This is a genomic window from Amycolatopsis sp. NBC_00348, assembly GCF_036114655.1.
Taxonomy (GTDB): Bacteria; Actinomycetota; Actinomycetes; order Mycobacteriales; family Pseudonocardiaceae; genus Amycolatopsis.
Genome location: NZ_CP107994.1, coordinates 3,564,162 through 3,585,970, shown reverse-complemented (window position 1 = coordinate 3,585,970; position 21,809 = coordinate 3,564,162). Strand labels below are relative to the sequence as shown.

General features: G+C 73.2%; 16 protein-coding genes. 7 read left to right on the top strand and 9 right to left on the bottom strand.

Translation table 11 applies throughout. The annotated features are described in order from the left end of the window. Positions 1-85 precede the first annotated feature (85 nt). Positions 86-679 carry a TetR/AcrR family transcriptional regulator gene (locus OHS58_RS15160; protein WP_328648673.1) on the top strand — a complete coding sequence of 198 codons (594 nt, stop codon included), beginning with the start codon at positions 86-88 and terminating at the stop codon, positions 677-679. Here the strand turns inward: OHS58_RS15160 and OHS58_RS15155 are convergent. The 7 genes from OHS58_RS15155 to OHS58_RS15125 form a co-directional block, all read right to left on the bottom strand. Next, positions 665-2,110: a sensor histidine kinase gene (locus OHS58_RS15155; RefSeq protein ID WP_328648672.1), complete on the bottom strand. Its 1,446-nt coding sequence runs from the start codon at positions 2,108-2,110 to the stop codon at positions 665-667. The two genes, OHS58_RS15160 and OHS58_RS15155, sit on opposite strands and share 15 nt — an antisense overlap. Next, positions 2,107-2,790: a response regulator transcription factor gene (locus OHS58_RS15150; RefSeq protein WP_328649814.1), complete on the bottom strand. Its 684-nt coding sequence runs from the start codon at positions 2,788-2,790 to the stop codon at positions 2,107-2,109. Before OHS58_RS15150 ends, OHS58_RS15155 begins: the two co-directional genes overlap by 4 nt. Beyond that, entirely contained in the window at positions 2,787-3,881 is a 1,095-nt protein-coding gene (locus OHS58_RS15145; RefSeq protein ID WP_328648671.1) for a streptophobe family protein, read from the bottom strand. The genes OHS58_RS15150 and OHS58_RS15145 overlap by 4 nt, the downstream gene beginning before the upstream one ends. Next, complete coding sequence (locus tag OHS58_RS15140) at positions 3,881-4,675, bottom strand: ABC transporter permease (RefSeq protein ID WP_328648670.1); 795 nt, start codon at positions 4,673-4,675, stop codon at positions 3,881-3,883. The genes OHS58_RS15145 and OHS58_RS15140 overlap by 1 nt, the downstream gene beginning before the upstream one ends. Then, complete coding sequence (locus tag OHS58_RS15135; RefSeq protein WP_326949231.1) at positions 4,672-5,583, bottom strand: ABC transporter ATP-binding protein; 912 nt, start codon at positions 5,581-5,583, stop codon at positions 4,672-4,674. The genes OHS58_RS15140 and OHS58_RS15135 overlap by 4 nt, the downstream gene beginning before the upstream one ends. A gap of 122 nt (positions 5,584-5,705) precedes the next feature. Then, a complete protein-coding gene (locus OHS58_RS15130) occupies positions 5,706-6,932 on the bottom strand; it encodes an RNA polymerase sigma factor (RefSeq protein ID WP_328648669.1) in 1,227 nt (408 codons plus the stop codon). Beyond that, entirely contained in the window at positions 6,932-7,333 is a 402-nt protein-coding gene (locus OHS58_RS15125; protein WP_328648668.1) for a YciI family protein, read from the bottom strand. The genes OHS58_RS15130 and OHS58_RS15125 overlap by 1 nt, the downstream gene beginning before the upstream one ends. A 205-nt stretch (positions 7,334-7,538) precedes the next feature. Between OHS58_RS15125 and OHS58_RS15120 the strand changes: the two genes are divergently transcribed. Beyond that, the gene (locus OHS58_RS15120) at positions 7,539-8,444 is read left to right on the top strand and encodes an SGNH/GDSL hydrolase family protein (RefSeq protein WP_328648667.1); all 906 of its coding nucleotides are present in this window, start codon (positions 7,539-7,541) and stop codon (positions 8,442-8,444) included. An 8-nt stretch (positions 8,445-8,452) separates the two neighbouring features. Here OHS58_RS15120 and OHS58_RS15115 read toward each other — a convergent pair whose 3' ends face one another. Then, complete coding sequence (locus OHS58_RS15115; protein ID WP_247051414.1) at positions 8,453-9,100, bottom strand: TetR/AcrR family transcriptional regulator; 648 nt, start codon at positions 9,098-9,100, stop codon at positions 8,453-8,455. 62 nt (positions 9,101-9,162) lie between these two features. On the opposite strand from OHS58_RS15115, the gene OHS58_RS15110 reads away from it, so the two are divergent. The 3 genes from OHS58_RS15110 (at position 9,163) to OHS58_RS15100 (ending at position 12,743) form a co-directional block, all read left to right on the top strand. Beyond that, entirely contained in the window at positions 9,163-11,064 is a 1,902-nt protein-coding gene (locus OHS58_RS15110; RefSeq protein WP_328648666.1) for a neutral/alkaline non-lysosomal ceramidase N-terminal domain-containing protein, read from the top strand. Between the two features lie 387 nt (positions 11,065-11,451). Further along, complete coding sequence (locus OHS58_RS15105) at positions 11,452-12,294, top strand: alpha/beta fold hydrolase (RefSeq protein WP_328648665.1); 843 nt, start codon at positions 11,452-11,454, stop codon at positions 12,292-12,294. Continuing rightward, positions 12,291-12,743, top strand: a complete 453-nt coding sequence (locus OHS58_RS15100; protein WP_328648664.1) for a VOC family protein — start codon at positions 12,291-12,293, stop codon at positions 12,741-12,743. Before OHS58_RS15105 ends, OHS58_RS15100 begins: the two co-directional genes overlap by 4 nt. Here the strand turns inward: OHS58_RS15100 and OHS58_RS15095 are convergent. Beyond that, the gene (locus OHS58_RS15095; protein WP_328648663.1) at positions 12,715-15,825 is read right to left on the bottom strand and encodes an MGH1-like glycoside hydrolase domain-containing protein; all 3,111 of its coding nucleotides are present in this window, start codon (positions 15,823-15,825) and stop codon (positions 12,715-12,717) included. The two genes, OHS58_RS15100 and OHS58_RS15095, sit on opposite strands and share 29 nt — an antisense overlap. Before the next feature lie 305 nt (positions 15,826-16,130). On the opposite strand from OHS58_RS15095, the gene OHS58_RS15090 reads away from it, so the two are divergent. Together OHS58_RS15090 and OHS58_RS15085 are read left to right on the top strand one after the other, a co-directional pair. After that, positions 16,131-20,804 (top strand): RHS repeat-associated core domain-containing protein, encoded by a 4,674-nt coding sequence (locus tag OHS58_RS15090; RefSeq protein WP_328648662.1) that lies wholly within the window; start codon positions 16,131-16,133, stop codon positions 20,802-20,804. 86 nt (positions 20,805-20,890) lie between these two features. Continuing rightward, positions 20,891-21,796: a universal stress protein gene (locus tag OHS58_RS15085; protein ID WP_328648661.1), complete on the top strand. Its 906-nt coding sequence runs from the start codon at positions 20,891-20,893 to the stop codon at positions 21,794-21,796. The last annotated feature ends 13 nt before the right edge of the window (positions 21,797-21,809 follow it).

The window sequence follows — 21,809 nt, the reverse complement described above, 5'->3', positions numbered from 1 at the left end:
CTGCTCCCACTTTCGTTGAACGCTCGTTGATTGAACGACTGTAGAACGAAGTGGCCCGCCGGGTCAACGGCCGTAGAATGAACCCGTGACCGAACCGAGCGCCCGCCCGTCCCGGGCGGAGCAACGCCGCCAGAGCGAGGAGCGCATCCTCGCCGCGGCCCGCAAGATCTTCGCCGAGCTGGGCTACGACCGGACCACGATCCGGGCCGTCGCGGCGGCCGCCGGAGTCGACGGCGGGCTGGTCATGCACTACTTCGGCAGCAAGGACCTGCTCTTCGCCCGCGCCTCCGAGATCCCCGCGGACGAGCTGCCCGGTGGCACGGCGGACGAGGTGGCCGAAGCGCTGCTCACGTCGCTGGGCCGGCGCCTGACCGACGAGCCGACGGCGTCCCTGGCGGTCCTGCGCTCGATGCTCACGAACGCCGACGCCGCCGATCGCTACCGGGCCGCCGGCGAGCCGCAGCTCAACCAGCTCACCGAGGCGATCCCGACGCCGGACGCCGACCTGCGCGCGAGCCTGCTCAGCGCGATCGTCCACGGCGTGGTCGCCGAGCGGTACCTGCTGCGCCTCACGCACCTCGCGGACGCGTCACCCGAGCAGATCGTCGACCTGCTGCGGCCGTGCTTCCAGAGCCTGGCCACGCCGCCGCCGGAGACGCCGCAGTCACTCGGACCGTGACAGCGTGAGCCGGAAGCACGCCCCTTCGCCCAGCGCGGTGTCCAGCTCGACGTCGCCGCCGTGGGCCCGGGCCAGGGAGCGCGCGATGGCCAGGCCGAGCCCGGCGTCGGCGCCGCCCGAGCGGGTCCGGGCCCGGTCGGCGCGGTAGAAGCGGTCGAAGACGCGGCCCGCCTGGGTGGTGCTCAGGCCCGGGCCCCGGTCCGCCACTTCGAGCACGGCCCGGCCGTCGACCGTGCCGACGCCGATGCGGACCGGCGTGCCCGGCGGGGTGTGGGCGGCGGCGTTGCCGACGAGGTTGGTGACGACCTGCCGCAGCCGCGCCTCGTCGGCGTGCACCGGCGCGGGGCCGGGTAAGCCCGCCCCGCCCGGCCCGGTGAGCTCGACCGGCCGGGACGGGTCGAGGGCACGCAGGTCGTGCCGGGCGTCGCCGGCGAGGGTGCGCAGGTCCATCGGCGCCCGGTCGAGCTGGCTTTCGGGCGCCTCGTCGAGCTGGGCGAGCAGCAGCAGGTCCTCGGTGAGGGCGGTGAGCCGGGTGGCGTCGCGGTCGATGCGGCGCATCACCTCGTCGACGTCGGCCCGCTCGGGCAGCGCGCCCATCCGGTAGAGCTCGGTGGAGCCCTTGATGCCGAACAACGGCGTCCGCAGCTCGTGGCTGACGTCCGAGACGAAGTCGCGCATCCGGGCCTCGGACGCGGACCGGTCGGCGAAGGCCCGTTCGAGCTGGCCGAGCATGGTGTTGAGCGACGCCGCGAGGTGCCCGATCTCCGTCCCGGGCGAGGCGAGGACGGGGACGCGCCGGGTGAGGTCGCCCTCGGCGATCGCGGCCGCCGTGTGCTCGATCCGGCGCAGCGGCCGCAGGCCCCGGCCGAGGGCGAACCAGCCGACGGCGGTCAGCAGGACGAGCAGCACGGCCCCGCCGATCAGGCTGCTCGACCGCAGCTGGGCGATCGTGGCGTCGGCCTCGGTGCGCGGCGCGGCGGCGAGCACCGTCCCGTTCCAGCCGACGGTCGGCCGGGCGACGGCGCGCCAGCGTCCCGAGCCGTCGGCGGCCGGCAGGTCCACCGCGGACCCGTCGGCCGGGATCGTGCGCAGCGCACCGGGGGCGGGCAGCGCGGCGGCGTCGAGCCGGGAGGAGTGGAGGCCGCCCGCCACCGAGCCGTCGGCGTCCAGGTAGACCAGGTACGGCGTGCCGAACAGGTCGAGAGCGGGATCGAGGAGTTCGGGGCGGGCGCTCGTGTTCTTCAGCCCGGGCGGCCCGGCGGCCGGCACCCGGGAGATCAGCTCGGTCAGCGACCGCAGCTGGCCGTCGAGGCGGTCGAGCTGGTAGCGCTCGACGTGGTCGGAGACGACCGCGCCGATCAGCGCGAGCCCGGCCAGCAGCAGGCCCGCGGTGAGCAGCAACAGCCTGGCCCGCAGCGAAAGCCGCTTCACCGCCGGGGCTCCCGCAGCACGTAGCCCACGCCGTGCACGGTGTGGATCAGCTTGGGCTCCTCGGTGTCGACTTTCCTTCGCAGGTAGGAGATGTAGGTGTCGACGATGCTGGCGTCGCCGCCGAAGTCGTAGCGCCACACCCGGTCGAGGATCTGCGCCTTCGACACCACGCGCCCGGCGTTCTCCATCAGGTAGCGCAGCAGCCGGAACTCGGTGGCGGAGACGCGCACGGGCCGCCCCTCGCGCGTCAGCTGGTGCCCTTCGGCGTCGAGGGCGAGGGCGCCCACGGTCAGCACGCCGGCCTGCTGGCCGGTGGTCCGGCGGAGGATCGCGCGGATCCGCGCGATCAGCTCCGCCAGGTCGAAGGGTTTCGTCACGTAGTCGTCGGCGCCGAGCGACAGGCCGGTGACCTTGTCGGCCTGGCGGTCGCGCGCGGTGAGGAACAGGACGGGCACCGGTGCGTGCCGCTCGCGCAACTGCCGGACGACCTCGAAGCCGTCCATGTCCGGCAGCATGACGTCGAGCAGCACCAGGTCCGGCGGTTGCGCGGTGGCCGCGGCGACGGCCTCGCCCGCCGTCGCCGCGGAGGTCACCTCGAAACCGGCGAACCGCAGCGCGGCGGAGAGCAGCTCGCGGACGGTGGCTTCGTCGTCGACCACCAGCAGCCGCCCGGGCGTCATCGCTTCCATGCCCGCGAGGATACGGAGATCGCGCCGGCGAGCAGGCCGCTCGCGAACCCCGCCGCCGCGCCGGCCGCCAAGGCGAGCAGGGGATTCGCCGACAGCCGCGCGTCGAGGACCGGGATCGACAGCCCGAACGCCGTGACGTCGAGGTCGACGGACACCCGGGACAGCAGCGCCACGACCGCCGGCACGACACCCGTCACCACGGCGAACACCCCGGCGCGACGCAGTGGGCGCCCGGTGCCGGTTCGCGCGGCGGCGGCGACGGCGCAGGCCGTCAGCAGCACCACCGGCACCCAGATCCAGGCACCACCGGGCTCGATCCCGTTGAAAGCGCAGGAAAGCACGCCGTCGGACGTCAGGGTCCACGGCACGCCGAGCCCGAGCAGCAGCGCGCCGGACACCGCCTGCGGCAGGACGAGCAGCACGGCACCGGCCGTCGCCGCACCGCCGAACACCCACGCGACGAGCACGCCGCCGGTGGTGACCACCCCGAAGACCGTTGCGGCGACGCGTAATCCCGGTACGACGGCCGGGAACCGCACCACGAGCGCAGCTGCCCCGACGACCACGAGCGCCCAGACCGCCGTGGCCGTCAGCGTCGGCAGGACGGCCGCGGAGAACCCGGCGTCGACCGCGCCGCCGAACCGCGAGACCGCTCCCGTGGCGGGCCCGCAGACAGAGCCGCCACCCGAGCCGCCCGGCAGCCGCAGCGCCAGATTTCCCTGTGCCAGAAACGAGATCGCAGTCAGTCCCGCCACAACGGCGACGGCCGCCGTCGCGGCGCGGACGGCCAGCCCGTCCCGGCCGTGCCGCAGCACCAGCGCGCCGAGCACCACCGCGCCCGCCAGGGAGACACCCAGCGGCATGACGTCGACGGCGCCGTGCACGGTGATCGGCAGCGCGCCGGCCGGGGTCGCGACGACGTCCGCCGAGCCGCCGACGGCCAGGGCGACGACCGTCGCCGTCAGCGCCGTGAGGTCGCCGAACCGGCCGGCGCCGAGCAGCAGCAGCGCGGCCAGCGCGACACCGGCCATCACGAGCAGGGCGGCGGCCGCCGCGCCCAGGCCCCGGCGGACGTCGCGCATCAGACGTCCCGGCGCCGGAAGACCGCGAACGCGACGGCCAGCACGGCGGCGACGCCGAGGCACAGGCCGCCCAGGTTCAGCCACGGGTGCGGGAACCCGGGATCGGGCACCGTCTTGAGGACCTCGGCCGCGCCCAGCGTCGGCCAGTAGCGGAAAAGACCTTGGAACCAGCCGGGGAACGCCCCCGCGATCCCGGGGATCAGGAAGACGATGCCCACGAGCGTGGCGAACGCGCCCGCCGTGGCTCGCGCGAGCACGCCGAGACCGACCGCGAGCAGCGTGATCGCCGTCAGGTAGACGCCGCCGCCCGTCACGGCGGAGAGCACACCGGGATCGCCGAGGCTCGCGTCCGGCGCGTCCTGCAGGGCGAAAACCGCCTGTCCGACGAAGAAAGCGGCGAACATCAGCGCCTGCCCGGCCACCGCGGCGACGGCCGCGGCCACCACGACCTTGGCCGCCAGCGTCCGGTGCCGGCGCGGCGTCGCGATGAGCGACGTCTGCATCAGCCCGGTCGCGAACTCCGCGGTGACGATCAGGATGCCGAGCACCCCGAGGACCAGTTGGGCGACGACGTACGACATCAGGCTGCGCCCGGCCGGGTCCCACGCCTGCTGGTCCGCGAGCGTCGCGCTCGCGTACTCCTTCCCGGCGGCGTTCGCGGTGAGGGCGGTGATGCCGAGCCCGACCACGAACAGGGTCGCCAGCGTGAACCAGGTGGAGCGCAGGCTGCGGAGCTTGACCCATTCCGCGTGCACGGCGTGGCCGAAGGTCGTTTTCGTGGCGAGCGCGCTCATGCGGTGACTCCCTGGTACTCGACGCTGTCCTTGGTCAGTTCCATGAAGGCGTCCTCCAGCGAGGCGCGCTGCGGGGTGAGCTCGCTGAGCGCGGCGCCGTGGTAGGCGGCGAGCTTGCCGATCTCCGCGCTGGTCAGGCCGGAGACGACGAGCGAGGACTCGAGCCCGTCCCGCACGGTGGCCCCGGCGGCGGTGAGCCGGTGCGCGAAACCCGGATCGGGCGTGCGGACGAGCACGGTCCCCGCGCCGCCCGCGCGCATCAGCTCGCCGACCCCGGTGTCGGCGATGAGCCTGCCGCGGCCGATGACGACCAGGTGGTCGGCGGTCTGCGCCATCTCGCTCATGAGGTGGCTGGACACCAGCACCGCCCGGCCGTCGCGGGCCAGCGACCGCATGAAGTCCCGGATCCAGCGGATCCCTTCGGGGTCGAGGCCGTTGACCGGCTCGTCGAAGATCAGCACCCGCGGGTCGCCGAGCAGGGCCGCGGCGATGCCGAGCCGCTGCCGCATGCCGAGGGAGAACCCGCCGGCCCGCTTGCCGGCGACGTCCTCCAGCCCGGTCCGCGCGAGCACCTCGCCGACCCGGCGGCGGGGGAGACCGTTGCTGACCGCGAGGGCCAGCAGGTGGTCGCGGGCCGTCCGGCCGCCGTGGACGGCACCGGCGTCGAGCAGCGCGCCCACCTCGGTGAGCGGCGCGGGGAGGCCGGCGTAGCGGCGGCCGCCGATGGTGGCCGAGCCCCGGGTCGGCGCCGCCAGGCCCAGGATCATCTTCATGGTCGTGGACTTGCCGGCGCCGTTGGGGCCGAGGAAACCCGTCACCTGCCCGGGTTCGACGGTGAACGAGAGGTCGTCCACCACGGTGTCGGGCCCGTACCGCTTGGTCAGGCCCCGTACGTCGATCGTGGTCATGCGGCGAGCGTGCCCGGCCGATCCGACCGATTCCTGAGTGCTTCTGGGAGAACTCTGTGAATCCGCCGCCCACGGCCCGGCCGGGACGGCCCGGTCACGAGGAATCGCAATCTTCGACCGGGTCAGCCCAGCGCGGCCGCCTTGCCCAGCAGCACCGAGCGTTCCCGCTCGTTGGTGCACAGCCGGGCCGCCAGCTCCAGCTCGGCCCGCGCCTCCGGCCGCCGGCCGAGCCGGGTCAGCAGCTCACCGCGCACGGTCGGGACCAGGTGCGAACCCGGGAGCCGGTCGGTGACGACCAGCTCGTCCACAATGGCCAGACCCGCCGCGGGACCCGACGCCATGGCCACGGCGACGGCCCGGTTGAGCTCGACCACCGGTGAGGGCGCGACCCGGCCCAGCGCCTCGTAGAGCAGCACGATCCGGTCCCAGTCCGTCTCCGCCACCGACGGCGCCGACGCGTGGACGGCGGCGATCGCGGCCTGCAGACCGTAGGGGCCGAGCCCGCGCGGTGACGCCTGGGCCAGCGCGGCCAGCCCACGGCGGATCGCCGAGAAGTCCCACCGCCGCCGGTCCTGGTCCTCGAGCAGGATCGGCGCGCCGTCCGGGGCGGTCCGGGCCGGGAAGCGCGCGGCCGTCAGCTCGAACAACGCGAGCAGGCCGTGCACCTCCGGCTCGGCCGGCTGCAGCGCGGCCAGCGTGCGGGCCAGCCGGATCGCCTCGTACGCGACGTCGGGGCGCACCAGCCGGTCACCCGAGGTGGCCGTCGAGCCCTCGGAGAAGATCACGTAGAGGACGCTGAGCACGCCGCCCAGCCGCTGCTTGCGTTCGGCGGCCGGCGGCAGCTCGAACGGCACCCCGGCCGCCGCGATCGTCTTCTTGCCGCGGGTGATGCGGGCCTGCACGGTCGGCACGGACACCAGGAACGCGCGGGCGATCTCCTCGCTGGACAGGCCGCCGACCACGCGCAGGGTCAGCGCCACCCGGGCCTCGGGGGAGAGGACCGGGTGGCAGCTGATGAACATCAGCTTCAGGACGTCGTCGTCGATCCGGTCGGGGTCGGTGTCGTCGACGGCCACCTCGGCCACCTCGTCGTCGGTCGCGAGCAGGGCGTAGCGGTCCCGCAGGGCGGCCCGGCGGCGGATCGTGTCGATGGCCCGCCGCCGGGCCGTGGCCATCAGCCAGCCGACCGGGCTGGCCGGCGCGGCCTGGGGCCAGGACACCAGCGCCTCGGCCACCGCCTCCTGGGCGGCGTCCTCGGCGAGCCCGAAGTCGCCGGTGAACCGGGTCAGCGCGGCCACGATCCGCGCCGACTCGATCCGCCACACGGCCTCGACGTCGGCCGGTCCCATCAGTCGCGACCGGCGCTCTCGGCCCCGGCCGCCTCGCTGCCGCGCGGGACCTCGTCGTCGCCGGCGACCCGGCGGACCTCGATCTTCGACCCGGCCACGGCCGGCATCCGCGTGGCCCATTCGACGGCCTCTTCCTGGGAGGAGACGTCGAGCAGGAAGTAGCCGCCGAACAGTTCCCTGGTCTCCCCGTAGGGCCCGTCGGTGACCACCGGCTTCTCGCCGCCGAAGGCGACCACGACACCCCGGGCCGGGTCGTCGAGGCCTTCGGCCGCGAGCAGCACCCCGGCCTTGAGCAGGTCCTCGATGTACTCCCGGGTCGCGGCCATCTCCCGGTCGATGTCGGCCATCATGGCCGCGTTGGACTCGTCGGTGCCCCGCATGATCAGCATGTACTTCGACATCGTGTGCTCCTCGTTCCGGTCAGGCCGCCTGCCGGCCTCACGCCCCCTGGTCGAACGGGCGACCCGGGAATCGACACGGCCCCGGAGAAATCTTCCCCGGGCGCCGTCGATCCCGCCGGAGGACGCCCGGGGCAGGCCGGCTTGACGAAAACATGAACGTGATTCACAGTTACCTTCGCTCCGACTCCGAGGTAACGAGGTGCCCATGAAGGTGTCCCGGATCGTCCTCGCCGCCGCGCTGGCGGTGGCCACCGTGACCGGTGCGGGGGTGGCGAGCGCCGCGCCGGCTCCGGCGTTCCGCCACTACGTCGCGCTGGGCGACTCCTACACCGCCGGGCCGCTGATCCCGTGGCAGTCGGCGAGCTGGTGCTTCCGGTCGAACAACAACTACCCGTCGTGGCTGGCCACCCGGCTCGGCATCTACGCCACCCCGGGCGCGTTCACCGACGTGAGCTGTTCCTCGGCGGACACCACGAACATGACGCGGCAGCAGACCGTGCCCAGCGAAGACGCGCCGATCACCTACGAATACCCGCAGTTCGACGCCCTGACCCCGGACACCGACCTGGTGACCATCGGGATCGGCGGCAACGACGCCAGCGTGTTCGGGTCGATGATCTACATCTGCCCCGGCCTGCGTGCCGCCGACCCGACCGGCTCGCCGTGCCGGGAGCACTTCACCGTCGACGGCGTCGAGACCCTCACCGCGGCGATCACCGGCACCGAACGGAACCTGGAGAAGGTCGTCAAGGGGGCCCGCGCGCTGTCGCCCGGCGCCAAGATCGTCCTGGTGGGCTACCCGCGGCTGGTCCCGCCGAGCGGGTACTGCCCGGACCAGATCCCCTTCGCCGACGGCGACTACCGCTGGTTCGACGGCGTGGAGCGCACCCTCAACGCCGCCCTGGCCAAGGCCGCGAAGAAGACCGGCGCGACCTACGTCGACACCTACGGCCCGTCGCTGGGCCACGACGCGTGCGCGGGCAGCGCCGCCTGGGTCAACGGCCAATACACGAACCTGGTCAAAGCCGTCGCCTACCACCCGGTCCTGGCCGGGATGCAGGCCGAGGCCGGCCTCATCTACCAGGCGCTGGCCGCCGGACCCCAGCGGTGAGCGGGGTGCTAGCGGAAGCGGGGGCTGGTGACGATCTCGTCGACGTAGAGCCGATCAAGGCGCTTGGCCTCGTCCAAAGTGTCCTGATCGCCGTGGGGGTCGATCCGGAACGCCAGCTGCAGCAAGGCGTCCGCCACCCGGACGGCGGCCCGGCAGGCGAGCGCGAGCGGCGGTCCGTCGACGACGTCCGAGCGCGCGAGCAGGATCCGCCGGATGCTCTCGGCCAGCAGGTCGTTGTTCGCGTCGTCGGCGCGCAGCAGCTCGGGGCTGAGGTGGCGGCCCGTCCAGATCGCGACGTAACCCGGGTTCTGCCGGTACCGCTCGACGAACCGGTCGAAGACGATGTCGACCAGGTCCGCCAGCGGCGCGCGGGAGGCCGCTTCGACCGCCTCGGCCATGGTCTCGCCGAAGCTGTCCATGTAGTGCTGCGCCAGCGCCGACAACACGGCGGCCTTGTCCTCGAAGAACTGGTAGACCGTGCCGGTCGGCACGCCGGCGCCGTCGGCGATCCGGCGGATGGTCAGCGCCTCGACGCCTTCGCCGGCCAGGATCCGGTCGGCCGCGGCGACGATCGCCCGCACCCGCGCGCGGCTGCGGGCCTGCTGGGGTTCCTTGCGCAGCCCCTTGAGGGCGCGATCCGGTCCTGGCTCGGTCACCAGGGCACAGTACCGTCCGGAGCGAGGCGGGCGACCGCGCAGCCACCGGGAGGGGACAGCCGTTGACGGACAGGGACTTCCTGGTCGGCCGCGGGATCGCCGACATCACCGGCGAGGCCGCCGGCTGCGAACTGATGGGCTACGGCAAGTCCTGGCAGCGCAGCGCCGGGCTCCATACGCGACTGCGCGCGCGGGCCTTCGTCATCGACGACGGCGTGCGCCGGGTGCTGCTGATCGTCTGCGACCTGCCGCTGATGTTCCCGAGCGTGCACCGCGCGGTGCTGGCCCGCCTGGACGGCCGGTACACCGAGTCCAACGTCATGATCACCGTGACCCACACGCACTGCGGCCCCGGCGGCTACGGGCACCACCACCTCTACAACCTGTCCAACGGGTTCCACCCCAAGACGTTCGCCGCGATCGTCGACGGCATCACCGCAGCCGTCGAGCGGGCGCACGCCGACCTCGCACCCGCCGACCTGACGCTGGCGCACGGGGAACTCCGCGACGCCAGCACCAACCGGTCGCGCGTGGCGTTCGACCGCAACCCGCGGGCGGACCGGGAGTTCTTCCCCGACGGCGTCGACCCGCAGACGACGGTGCTGCGCGTCGAGCGGGCCGGCCGGGTCGTCGGGGTGATCAACTGGTTCGCCACCCACGGCACCAGCATGACCAACCGGAACCTGCTGATCAGCTCGGACAACAAGGGATACGCGGCGCTGCACTGGGAACGCGAGGTCGAGGGCGGCGACTACCTCGCGCCGGAGCCGCCGGGCTTCGTCGCCGCGTTCGCGCAGACCAACGCGGGGGACATGTCGCCCAACGTCGGTGGGCGGCCCGGCAGCGGCCCGACCGGCGACGAGTTCGAGAACACCCGGATCATCGGCCTGCGCCAGTACGCGGCCGCGGCCTCGCTGCTGAAGCAACCCGGTGTCCCGGTGCGCGGCGGGGTGGACCACCGGCTGACCCACGTCGACCTGTCCGCGACGGCCGTCTCGGCGGAGTTCTGCGGTGACGGGCGCGCCCACCGGACCCGCGGCCCGATCGGCGGCGCCGCGGCGCTGGCCGGCACCGACGAAGGCAAGGGCTTCGCCGGGTTCCGCCAGCAGCGCAACCCCTTCTGGGACGCGCTGTCCGCGGTGCTGTACCGGCTCGCGCCCGGACTGCGGGATGCCCAGGCCCCCAAGGGAATGACGCTGCCGGGCCGCTTGCTCAACCGGCTGCGCCCGTTCATCGCCACCCGGTTCCCGGTGCAGCTGCTGCGTGTCGGCCCGCTGTACCTGATCGGGATCCCCGGCGAGGTCACGATCGTGGCCGGCCTGCGGTTGCGCCGCACGGTGGCCGAGCTCGTGGGCGCCGAGCTCGAGAACGTGCTGGTCGCCGGCTACAGCAACGGCTACTTCCACTACGTGACCACGCCGGAGGAGTACGAGGCCCAGCGGTACGAGGGCGGCAGCACGCTGTTCGGGCGCTGGCAGCTCGACGCCCTGCGGCAGACCGCGGCGAGGCTGGCCGTCGCCCTGCGCGACGGGACGCCGGTGGAGCGGGGCACGCCGGAACCCGACCACTCCGGCCGGATCCGGCCCGCCGAAGACGAGACCGCGGACGGCCCGTCGCCCGGCCGGGTCCTGACCCAGCCCGCGCCGAGCTACCACCCCGGCGAGCAGGCTAGCGTCAGTTTCGTGGCCGCCAACCCGAACAACGACCTCCGCCGCGGCCGCACGTACCTGACGGTCGAGTCCGAAGTGGACGGAGCCTGGCACACGATCGCCGACGACGGCGACTGGTCCACGAAGTTCCACTGGTCGAGGGGCAAGAGCACCGGCCCGGTCGTGCGGATCACCTGGGACATCCCACCCGGCGCGACCGGTCCGCACCGCATCCGCTACCACGGCGACGCGAAGGACCCGGCGGGCCGCAACGAGCCGTTCACGGCGGTGTCCGACGTCTTCGTGATCGGCTGACGGGAGCCCCGGTAGGGGACCGGTTTCGGCGCCATGGTGACCGTGCTCGGCCCCGGTGTCGGGTTCGTCTCCGCTGTGCAGGACCAGTTCCAGCCGTTCACGGGGCAGGACCCGGCGACCTGGGTGGTCACCTCGGCCGTCCTGGCGGCCGGCACCAGCCCGCGAGGCGAACCAGCTGGAAGGCGCGCCCGGCAACCTGCCCTCCGAGGTGCACGGCACCGGTCTCGCCGGCCTGCTCGTCGTCCGCGACGTGGCGAAGGACGACTGCTGACGCCAATCCGGTGCGGGCCCCGCCCCGAACGACCAACGGTGCTCGCGGTGTTTGAGGCAGATGAGTTGCGGGCACTCGAATTGTGGACGAGGTAATTTCTACCGTCGGGAGGACAGATGCCCAGCGTGACCGTCGGCCACGAGAACTCCGCGCCGATCAACCTGTACTACGAGGACCACGGCACCGGGAAACCGGTCGTGCTGATCCACGGCTGGCCGCTCAGCGGCCGCTCCTGGGAGGCGCAGGTGCCGGCGCTCGTCGACGCGGGTTATCGCGTCATCACCTACGACCGGCGCGGTTTCGGCCGGTCCTCACAGCCGTGGGGCGGCTACGACTACGACACCTTCGCCGCCGACCTCGAAACCCTGCTCACCCACCTGGACCTGCGTGAGGTCACGCTGGTCGGCTTCTCGATGGGCGGCGGCGAGGTCGTCCGCCACCTCGCCACCCACGGGGCCGGCCGGGTCGCCAAGGCCGTGCTCGCGGCGGCCGTCCCGCCTTACCTTTACCAGAGCGACGACAACCCGGACGGCGGTCTCGACGACGCGACGATCGGCCAGTTCGAAGCCGGCGTCCGCGGCGACCGCCTGGCGTTCCTGAAGCAGTTCACCACGGACTTCTTCAGTGCCAATGGCACGCTGCTCGTGAGCGAGGACCAGCGCGCGTACGCCCAGGAGATCGCGGCGTTCGCGTCGCCGAAGGGCACCCTCGACTGCATCGCGGCGTTCGGCCGCACGGACTTCCGCGCCGACATCGCCAAGATCGGCGTGCCCACCCTGGTGATCCACGGTGACGCGGACGCGATCGTGCCCTTCGAGGTCAGCGGCAAGCGTTCGGCGGAGTCCCTCGAGGACAGTGAACTGGTCGTGATCAAGGGCGGCCCGCACGCGATCAACGCCTCCCACGCCCAGGAGTTCAACGACGCGCTGCTGGCGTTCCTGGCCCGGGGCGCCGCGTGACGGCGGCGGCCGGCGCGGTCCACCACATCCGGCTTACCGTCACCGACGTCGCCCGCGCGCGGGAGTTCTACACCCGCGTGCTGGGCTTCTCGGTGGCGGTGGACACCGTGCCGCCCCAGGACGATCCGGACCACTGGCTGATGGTCCACAACCTGCAGGGCGGGATCGTGCTGACCAACGGGCAGCTGCAGCTCGGGCTCCGGCCCTGCGACGACCCGCGCCGCCGGGCCGGCGACCGGTTCGACCCGCTGCGCGTCGGCCTCGACCACGTCAGCTTCTCGGTCGGCGGCCGTGCCGAGCTGGCCGAGATCCGCGACCGCTGCGCCGCCGGCGGGCACGAGCACGGCGAACTCGCCGAGCTGGCGCCGTTCGGCATCGCGGTGCTGTCGATCACCGATCCCGACGGCATCCAGCTCGAACTCACGGCCCCGCTGGCGCCGGACGCCTGAGGTTCGCCCCGCCGGTGACGTCGGCCGCGGTCAGGACCCGGTTCCACACTTCGACGTCGTCGACGCTGCCCGGCCACAGGTCGCTGTGCTGCCCGCCGGAGACGGCGCGGCCGATGGCCAGCGGGCCGGGCGACGCGTCCCCGGTCGCCTGGCTCCAGGTCTTGGCCTGCGCCACGCCGTCGACGTAGAGCACGTAGGTGCCCGCGTCGGCGTCGTGCACGCCGACCAGCCGGTACCAGCGGCCCGGCTGCGGGGCGACGTCCGCCAGGGCCCGGCCCGCGCTGGTCGAGAAGGCCAGCCGGTCGTCGGCCGCGGAGTACTGGAGGTAGAAACCGCTGCTCGGGTCGCCGTCCTGGCTGACGGCGGTGGCCCACGATCCCGTGCGGTCCAGCCGGACCCACGCGCTGACCGAGTAGTTCCCGGTGGTGTCCAGCACCGGCCCGCCCGTCTGCCCGTACTGGCTCGAGCCGTCCAGCTGCAGGGCGGTGCCGGTCACGCCGGGGACCCACGCGGGCGCGCCGGTCAGGGCGGCGTCGTGGCCGCCCGCGCTGTCGTGGGCGACGGTGCCGCTGCCCTCGTCGAGGCTCCACGCGCCGACCGGATCGTGCTGCCCGGCCGGGTGGGGGATCTGCAGGTTCTGGCGCTGGTGCGTGGTTTCCGTCCGGCCGCCGGGCCCGCGGTAGGACGCGGTCGCGGTCAGCGTCGCCGCACTGCCCGGTTCGGCGTCCGGTGGTGCCGTCAGGGTGAACGTCGACGTCCGGGACTGCCCGGGCGGGATCGCGGCGGCGGGCCGTCCGGCCGGCGTGACCGCCCAGCCGGCCGGCACGGCGAGGCTCACTCGCGGTGAGATCAGCGGGCTCGACGTCGTGTTGCGCACCGTCACGGTCAGCGGGGTGCTCCGGCCGACGATGACCACGCCGTTGGCGTTGGCCGGCCCGACGGTGATCCGCGCGTCCGGGCTCGACGGCGTCCAGGACTGCAGCTCCGTGACGCCGACGAACGCGCCCGGCGGGTTGGTGAACACCAGCCGGACCTTGCTCGTGGTGAGCGTGGGGAAGGTGACGCGGTTGACGCCGTTGCCCACCGGGCTCGCCGGCGCGCGGACCTGGCCGGGGACGTCCTGCCAGGCCGAGCCGGTCCAGTACTGCAGGCTGTAGGCCGCGGCCGGTCGGACGCCGCCGCCGTCGTCGTACCCGCTCCAGCGGATGTCGCCGACCGGCGTGGGCGCACCGAAGTCGACGCCGTAGAAGTCGCTCGGGTTCGGTGAACCGTAGTTGGTCCACCGGGTGTTCTCGGGCACCTCGCTGTAGAAGACCTTGCCGTCGAGCGCGTTCCACGCGTTGTCGTTCGGCCAGGTGTAGGAGGTGATCGGCCGCGGGTAGCCGGTGCGCAGCGGGTTGGCGGCGTCGTTGACGAGATCGTTCCGCTGGGGCACCACAGTGCGCCCGACGTCGATGGTGGTGTCGCGCAGCGTCGCGGAGCGCTGGACGAGCTTTCCGTCGACGTAGAGGCGCATCCCGGCGCCCTGGCCGTAGTGCTGGCCGTCGCGGTCCCACAGCACGCTGACGTTGTGTCCGTGGTAGGGCACGTTTTCGGCGGCGAAGTGGTCCCAGCCGGCCGGGGTGAGCGGCTTGACCTCGAGGGTGTCGCCGGACTGCGGGCGCAGGCCGAGCAGCCCGGACAGCACCAGGTCGGTGTAGGTGGAGTGGTTGTAGTCCTCGCTGTGGTTCTGCCCGTCGTAGATCCACGCGTCCCGGTCCGGGTCGTGCGCCTCGGCGACGTAGGGCTCGCCGTTCCTGGTCTGGGTCCGGGCGTAGCCGGCCAGCGCGGCGGCGTAGTCCTCTTTGGACACCGTGCGCTGGGCCGGGTGGTCGTCCAGCAGGTTGGCGAGGCCGGTCAGGGTCTGGGAGGTGGCGAAGGGCCAGCTCGGTCCGTCCCAGCGGCAGCACGAACCGGCGTCCTTCATGAAGAACGGGCTGCGGCGCTCGGCCGTGGTCGGGCCGTAGGCGCTCGCGAACCCCTGGGGGTCGAGCAGCTGGGACCACGCCGTGGTGTCGGCCGGGCCGGCGGCGCCGAACGTCCAGGGGAGGTAGCCGATCTGCTCGCGGCTGCCGGACAGGCGGTGGCCCGGGTTGTCGTCGCGGGCCATGGCGTAGTAGAAGCCGCGTTCCGGGTCCCACAGCCACTTCTGCATCGCAGCCTGCACCCGCGTGGCGCGCTGGGCGTACTCGGCGGCGAGCTTGTGGTCGCCGACCGAGTCCGCGATGCGGCTGATCGCGACGGCGTCGCCGTACTGGTAGGAGTTGAGCGTCGGCCGGTAGCCGGCGCCGCCGTGGTAGGGCTCGGCGGATTCGTAGGAGGAGGCGGAGAACTCCATGGCGTCCCAGACCGGCACCGACCAGTAGAGGCCGAGGCCGGGGTTGAACTGCTTGTCCCAGCCGCGGTACTGGCGCACGAGCGCCGGGAGCAGCTGACGCAACGGCGCGAAGTCCCCGGTGACCTGGGCCTGGCCGTAGGCCGAGCTGGCCAGCCAGACGCTGTACTCGTGCGCCCAGTCGGTCGTGTCGGCGTTGACGTCGTCGGTGGCGGGCTTGGGGCCCGCGCCGGGGCCGGTGAGCCAGAACTTGAGGTAGTCCTGGCCGTAGGCCGGATCGCGCAGCCAGCGCCCCTCGGTCAGCTGGTGCCCGGCGGCGGCGTCGATCGCCTGGTAGGGCGCGGCGTACCCGCAGCAGTCGAGGAACTCCGTCGAGATCCAGCCGTCGGTGGGGTTCGTGTAGCGCAGGTGCTCTTTGTAGACGCGCCAGCGGTAGTAGTAGACGCTCTGCATGGTGGCGTCGGGCAGGTCCACGAACGGGATGTTCGCTTCGTACCAGGCGGGATCCGAGTACCCGGCGAGGGCGGCGGCGTGGTCGAGGAAGTGGGTCCCCGCGCCTGGTGTCGGCCGGCCCGAGGAGTCCCCGGTCGCTTCCGCGACGCCGCCGACGCCGCTGACGCCGCTGAGGGCGAGCTGCGCGGCCAGGCTCAGCGCGGCCACCCAGGTCATCGCCGACCGGGTGCGTTTCCAGGACAGCCGCCCGCGCATCGGACCTCCACGAGAAGGTTTACAACGTTGTAAAACACAGCTTCGACCACTATCGCCCAAGAGCGCGCAAAAGGGAACACCTCTCGTGACGTCGGCTGCCCGATCTGCTCGATCGACCCGGTTCGACGAGTTCGACTGCTGGTTCGCCCGAATAGGAGGGTCCGCGGGCATCCGTGGGTGATCGGACGGGCAACCCGATCCGGAGGCCCCGGCGCCGGTTCCCGGGAGGTTGGTAGCTTGAAAAGATCTCGGGCCGGGCAGAGTGAGCCGGCGAGCGGTCCCCCCACTGAGGATGGTTCCACCACATGAGCAACCCGTTGATCGCGCCGACGCAGGATTCGACGAAGGCGTACTCGGGGATCTCCCTGCTGGAGACGGCGAACGACCTGAAGTCCGCGATCGAGAGCGGTGACTGGGCCTCGGTCGCGATGGGGGCGGTCGGCACCGCCCTCGACGCGCTGTCGATGGCCATGGACCCCTTCGGCGCGATCCTCGCCGCCGGGGTGGGCTGGCTGATCGAGCACGTCGGGCCGCTGAAGGAAGCGCTCAACGGCCTCACCGGCAACGCCGACGAGATCGCCGCCCAGTCGGAGACGTGGAAGAACATCGCGGGCGAGCTGCAGAGCGTCGGCACCGACTTCGGCGACATGGTCAAGGCCGACCTGCAGTCGTGGACGGGGCCGGCGTCCGACGCCTACCGGCAGCAGTCGCAGGACCTCGTCGCCCTGCTGGGGAGCGCGCAGAAGGGCTGCGAAGGCGCTTCCAGCGGCGTGAAGACCGCGGGTGAAGTCGTCGGCGCGGTCCGGTCCCTGGTGCGCGACATCATCGCCGAGCTGGTCGGGCACCTGATCAGCTGGGCGCTGCAGGTCGTGTTCACCCTCGGCATCGGCCTGACCTGGGTCGTCCCGCAGGTGATCGGCGCGGTCGCGAAGACGGCGTCGAAGATCGCCGACCTCGTCACCCGGCTCGTCAAGGCCCTCAAAGCGCTCATCCCGCTGCTGAAGCGGGCCGGCTCGCTGTTCGGCGACGCCGCGAAGGCGCTGAAGAACATCAAGCCCGGCAAGGTGTCCGCGCCGAAGAAGCCCCCGAAGATCGACGGCACGCCGAAGGCGCCGGAGCCCAAGCCCAAGGGTGGCGACAGCACCACGACCTCCGGCGCGGACGGGACGCCGCCGCCGAAGCACGACGGCCCGCCGCCCAAGAACGACGGCACGTCGCCGTCCGGTAACGGGACCAACGGCGACACGCCACCCGGCGGCCACGGCGGTGGCAACGGGAACGGCGGCGGCGGGAAGGGCTCGTCCGGGGGCGGCGGCACCAGCCCGTCGTCGAACAAGCCGGACAACCCGCGCGACACCGCTCCCGACCCCGACAACCGCGTCTGCAAGGACGACCCCGTCGACATCGCGAGCGGCGAGGTGATCCTCGAACAGCTCGACCTCGAGCTCGGTTCGCTCGTGCTGGCGCGCACGCACGTGTCGACCTACCGGGCGGGCCACTGGTTCGGCGTCTCGTGGTCGTCCACTGTGGACCAGCGGCTCGAGGTGGACGACGAGCACGTCTGCTACTTCTCACCCGCCGGCACGATCCTCGTCTACCCGCGCGGCGAGGGCGAGCAGCTGCCGCTGGAGGGCGCGCGCTGGCCGCTCACCCGCGACGGCGACACGTTCACCCTCACCACCGACGACGCGGTGCTGGAGTTCTCCGGCTCCGGGCGCGTGGTGCCGCTGCGCGCCTTCGAGGGCGAGCAGCGGGTCGAGGTCTTCTACGACGACTTCGGCACCCCGACCCTGCTGCGCCGCGAGGACGGCGTCCGCGTCGCGCTGCGGACCCGGCGCGGCCGGGTGAGCGAGGTCGTCGTCCTGGGCGACGGCCTGCCGGACGTCACGGCGCTGCGCTTCGAGTACTCCCCGCAGGGCCACCTGTCCGCGGTGACCAACTCCTCCGGGCAGGCGCAGCGGTTCGGCTACGACGAGGCCGGGCGCCTCACGTCGTGGCAGGACCGCAACGACGTCCACTACGCCTACACCTACGACGAGCGGGGCCGGTGCGTCCGCACCACTGGTGACGGCGGCTTCCTCGACGGCACGTTCGCCTACGACGACCACCTCACGCGCCACACCGACTCGTTCGGGCACGTCACCGAGTTCCACCTCAACGACGCGCGCCAGGTCGTGCGCGAGGTCGACCCGATCGGCGGCGTGACGCTGTCCGAATGGGACCGCTACGACCGCCTGCTTTCCCGCACCGACCCGCTGGGCCGCACCACCCGCTACGGCTACGACGAGAACGGCACCCTGACCCAGGTGCACCGGCCGGACGGCTCCGTGGTGCTCGTCGAGGGTGACGCGGGCGGGCCCGCCGCGATCACCGTCCACAGTGGAGACACCACCTGGCACCGCCGGTACGAAGACGACGCGCCGGATCCGCGCACCACCCCGATGGGCGTCGCCACGCCCATCTCGCTGAGCGGCGACGAGCCGCCCGCGCCCGAAGGTGTGGAGCCCGACCAGTTCGGCCGGCCGCGGGCGCTGCCGACCGCGACCGGGACGGTCGCGCTGAGCTGGACCGTCGAGGGCCGCTCGGCCGCCCGGGTCGGACCGCGGCAGGAACGCGCGTCCTGGCGCTACGACGGGGAAGGCAACGAGACCGAGCACGTCGACGAGCTGGGCCGCGTCACCCGCCGCGAGTACGGCCCGTTCGACGTGCTCACGGCGCTCACCGACCCGGCGGGCGCGCGCACGGTGTACGGCTACGACACCGAGCTGCGGCTGACCTCGGTGACCAACCCGCAGGGCCGCACCTGGCTCTACCGCTACGACGAGCTGGGGCGGCTGCAGGCGCAGACCGACTTCGCCGGGCGCACCCGCACCTACGCCTACGACGCGGCCGGGCAGCTGGTCCGCTCCACCGACCCGGCGGGGCTGGTGACCACCTACCGCCACGACGTCATCGGCAACCTCGTCGAGGTGCGGGCGCCGGAACGAACCACCACCTACCGGTACGACCCCGTCGGATACCTGGCGCACGCCGCGAACGGCGAGTCCACAGTGGAGTTCGAGCGGGACGAGCTGGGCCGCGTCGTGCGCGAGACCGTCGACGGGCGCAGCGTGAGCTTCGAGTACGACGAGTCGGGCTACATCCACCGCCGCACCCCGGGCGACGCCGAGAGCACCTGGTTCTTCGACGACCTCGCCCGGCCGATCGGGCTGCTGGCCGGCCCGCACGCGATCGTCTACCGCCACGACACCGCGTCCCGCGTGATCGGCCGCCACGACGGCGCCGCCCAGCTCGGCCAGACCTACGGCGGCCAGGGCGAGCTCGCCACGCAGGCCGTCGCCGCCGGGAGCGTCCCGGTGCAGCGGCGGGCGTTCGGCTACCAGGCCAACGGGACGCTCGCGACGCTGCACGACGACGTCACCGGCACCACGGCGCTGACGCGGGACGCCGCCGGGCGCGTCGTCGGCGTCACCTCGGTGCAGGGGCGCGAGGAGTACCGCTACGACAACGGCGGCACGTTGCTCCCGCCCGCGGACCTCGCGGTGACCGAGGACGGCTACGGCCGGCGGGTCACCCAGGGCGCGGTGCAGTTCACGTGGTCCGGCGACCGCCTCACGGCGGCGGCCACGCCGGACGGCACGGTGTGGCGCTACCACTACGACCCGCTCGGCCGCCGCGTCGGCAAGACCCGCCACGGCGCCGACGGCAGCACCGCCACCACGATCTACACCTGGGACGGCACCACGCTCATCGAGGAGGCCGGGCCGGGCCGGATCATCACGTGGGACCACCTGCCGGGCACGGTCACCCCGGTCGTGCAGCGCGAGCGGGACGCCCAGGGCACGCGGTTGCGCACGTTCGTCACCGACGCCGTCGGCACGCCGACCGACCTGCTCGACGAGCGGGGCGGGCTGGTGTGGACCAGCCGCCGCACCGCGCACGGCCGGGAGCTGACGGCCGCGCCGACGCCGCTGCGGTTCCCCGGCCAGTACGCCGACGCCGAAACGGGCTTGCACTACAACGTCTTCCGCTACTACGACCCGGCGACGGCGCGGTACCTGAGCCAGGACCCGCTGGGCCTGGAACCGGGACCGGACCCGTACGCCTACGTGCCCGATCCGTACGCGGAGTTCGACGCGCTGGGCCTGATGAACTGCGGCACCAGCTCGCAGTCCGCGGGCGGGGGCAACGGTGCCCCGCAGACCCCGAGGGGCGGGCACGACGCCGGGAACACGGGTGGCAGTGACGGGAAGCCCACACCGCCGCCGCTCAAGCCGAAGCCGAAGCTAGGGCCCGACGGCAGGCCCATCGTGCCGCCCAAGCCGAAACCGAAGCCGCAGCTCGGGCCGGACGGCAGGCCCATCGTGCCACCCAAGCCCAAGCCCAAGCCGGACACGACGACGCCGTCGAGCAGCAAGCCGCCCCGGCCGGAACCGCCGCCGCAGAGCACGAAACCGAAGCCCGACACCCCGGCCGAGCCGAAGCCGGACACCCCCGGGCCGTCGAACCCGAAGCCGGACGCGGGCGGCGCGCCGGGCACCACGGGCAACCCGGCGTCGAAGCCGCCGCCGGGCAAGGACGACTTCCACCAGCCGCCGCCGGGCGCGAACGGCAAGCTGCAGGGGGAGTACACGTTCAAGCCGGAGCCGCAGAAGATCAGCGGCAGCAATTACGGCGACGTGACCCCGATGCAGGAGCACGTCTTCCAGGGCGTGATCGACGACAAGATCGCGAAGTGGAAGGCGGACGGCCTGATGGACAAGCCCTTGGACGTCAAGGTCTACTACCCGCCGGGCTCCAACCAGCTCAAGCTCGCCGGCGACGGCCACCACAGCTTCGCCGCGGCGATGGAGAGCGGCCGCCCGATCAACCTCCAGCTGTGGAAGCAGCCCGGCGGCGGCCTGGCCAACCCGCAGACCAGCTGGAACAACACCACCGCGCTGCCGGGGGTGCCGAAACCGGGGCAGTGGCAGAAGTAGCCGTCACCCCACCGGGCGTCGTCCGCGAGCCGCGGGCGGCGTTCGGTGCTTTACTCGGGTCCCGGACGAGGAAGGCGGGGACGCGGATGGCGAGCGCGACAGACCTGGTGGTCGGAGTCGACGGATCGGAGCCGGCGTTGACGGCGGTCCGCTGGGCGGCGCGGGCCGCCGCGACGCGCCGCCGCGGGCTCAGGCTCGTGCACGCCACGGAAGAGCTGCCGGTGGCCTATCCGCACGCCGGCGGAACGTTCGACGATCTCTACGAACTGGTCGGCGCGCGGGGGCAGCGGCTGCTCGACGCGGCCCGGGCCGCCGTGGCCGGGGTCGCGCCGGACCTGACCCCCGAAGTCGTGCTCCGCCCGGAACAGCCCGCGGAGGGGCTGATCGCCGAATCGGCGTCCGCGGCGATGGTCGTGCTCGGCACGCCGGGGCTCTCGACGGCCGCGCGGGTGCTGCTCGGCTCGGCGTCGCTGGCGCTGGCCGCGCACGCGGAGTGCCCGGTCGCGCTGATCCGCCCGCACGTCGCCGAAGACGACGCGCCCACCGAAGGCCCGGTGGTCGTCGGCGTCGACGGCACCCCGGCGAGCGAAGACGCGATCGCGGTGGCGTTCGACGAAGCGTCCTGGCGCGGCGCACCGCTGGTCGCGGTCCACGCCTGGCACGACACGTTCCTGGCGGGCGTCTTCGAAGAAGGCCGCCGCACCATGGACGGCACCGCGATCGAGCAGTCCGCGAACGAACTGCTCGACGAGCGGCTGGCGGGCTGGCAGGAGCGGTACCCGGACGTCCGGGTGGAACGGCTGGTCCAGCGCGGCCGCCCGGCGCAGGCCCTGCTCGACCTGGCCGACCGGGCCCAGCTGCTGGTGGTGGGCAGCCGCGGCCGCCGCGGCCTGGCCGCGCTGGCCCTGGGCTCGACGAGCCAGGCGATGATGTCGTACGCACTCTGCCCGGTGGTAGTGGCCCGCGGCGGCACTCACCCGGCGGCGGAGTAACCGACCGGACCGG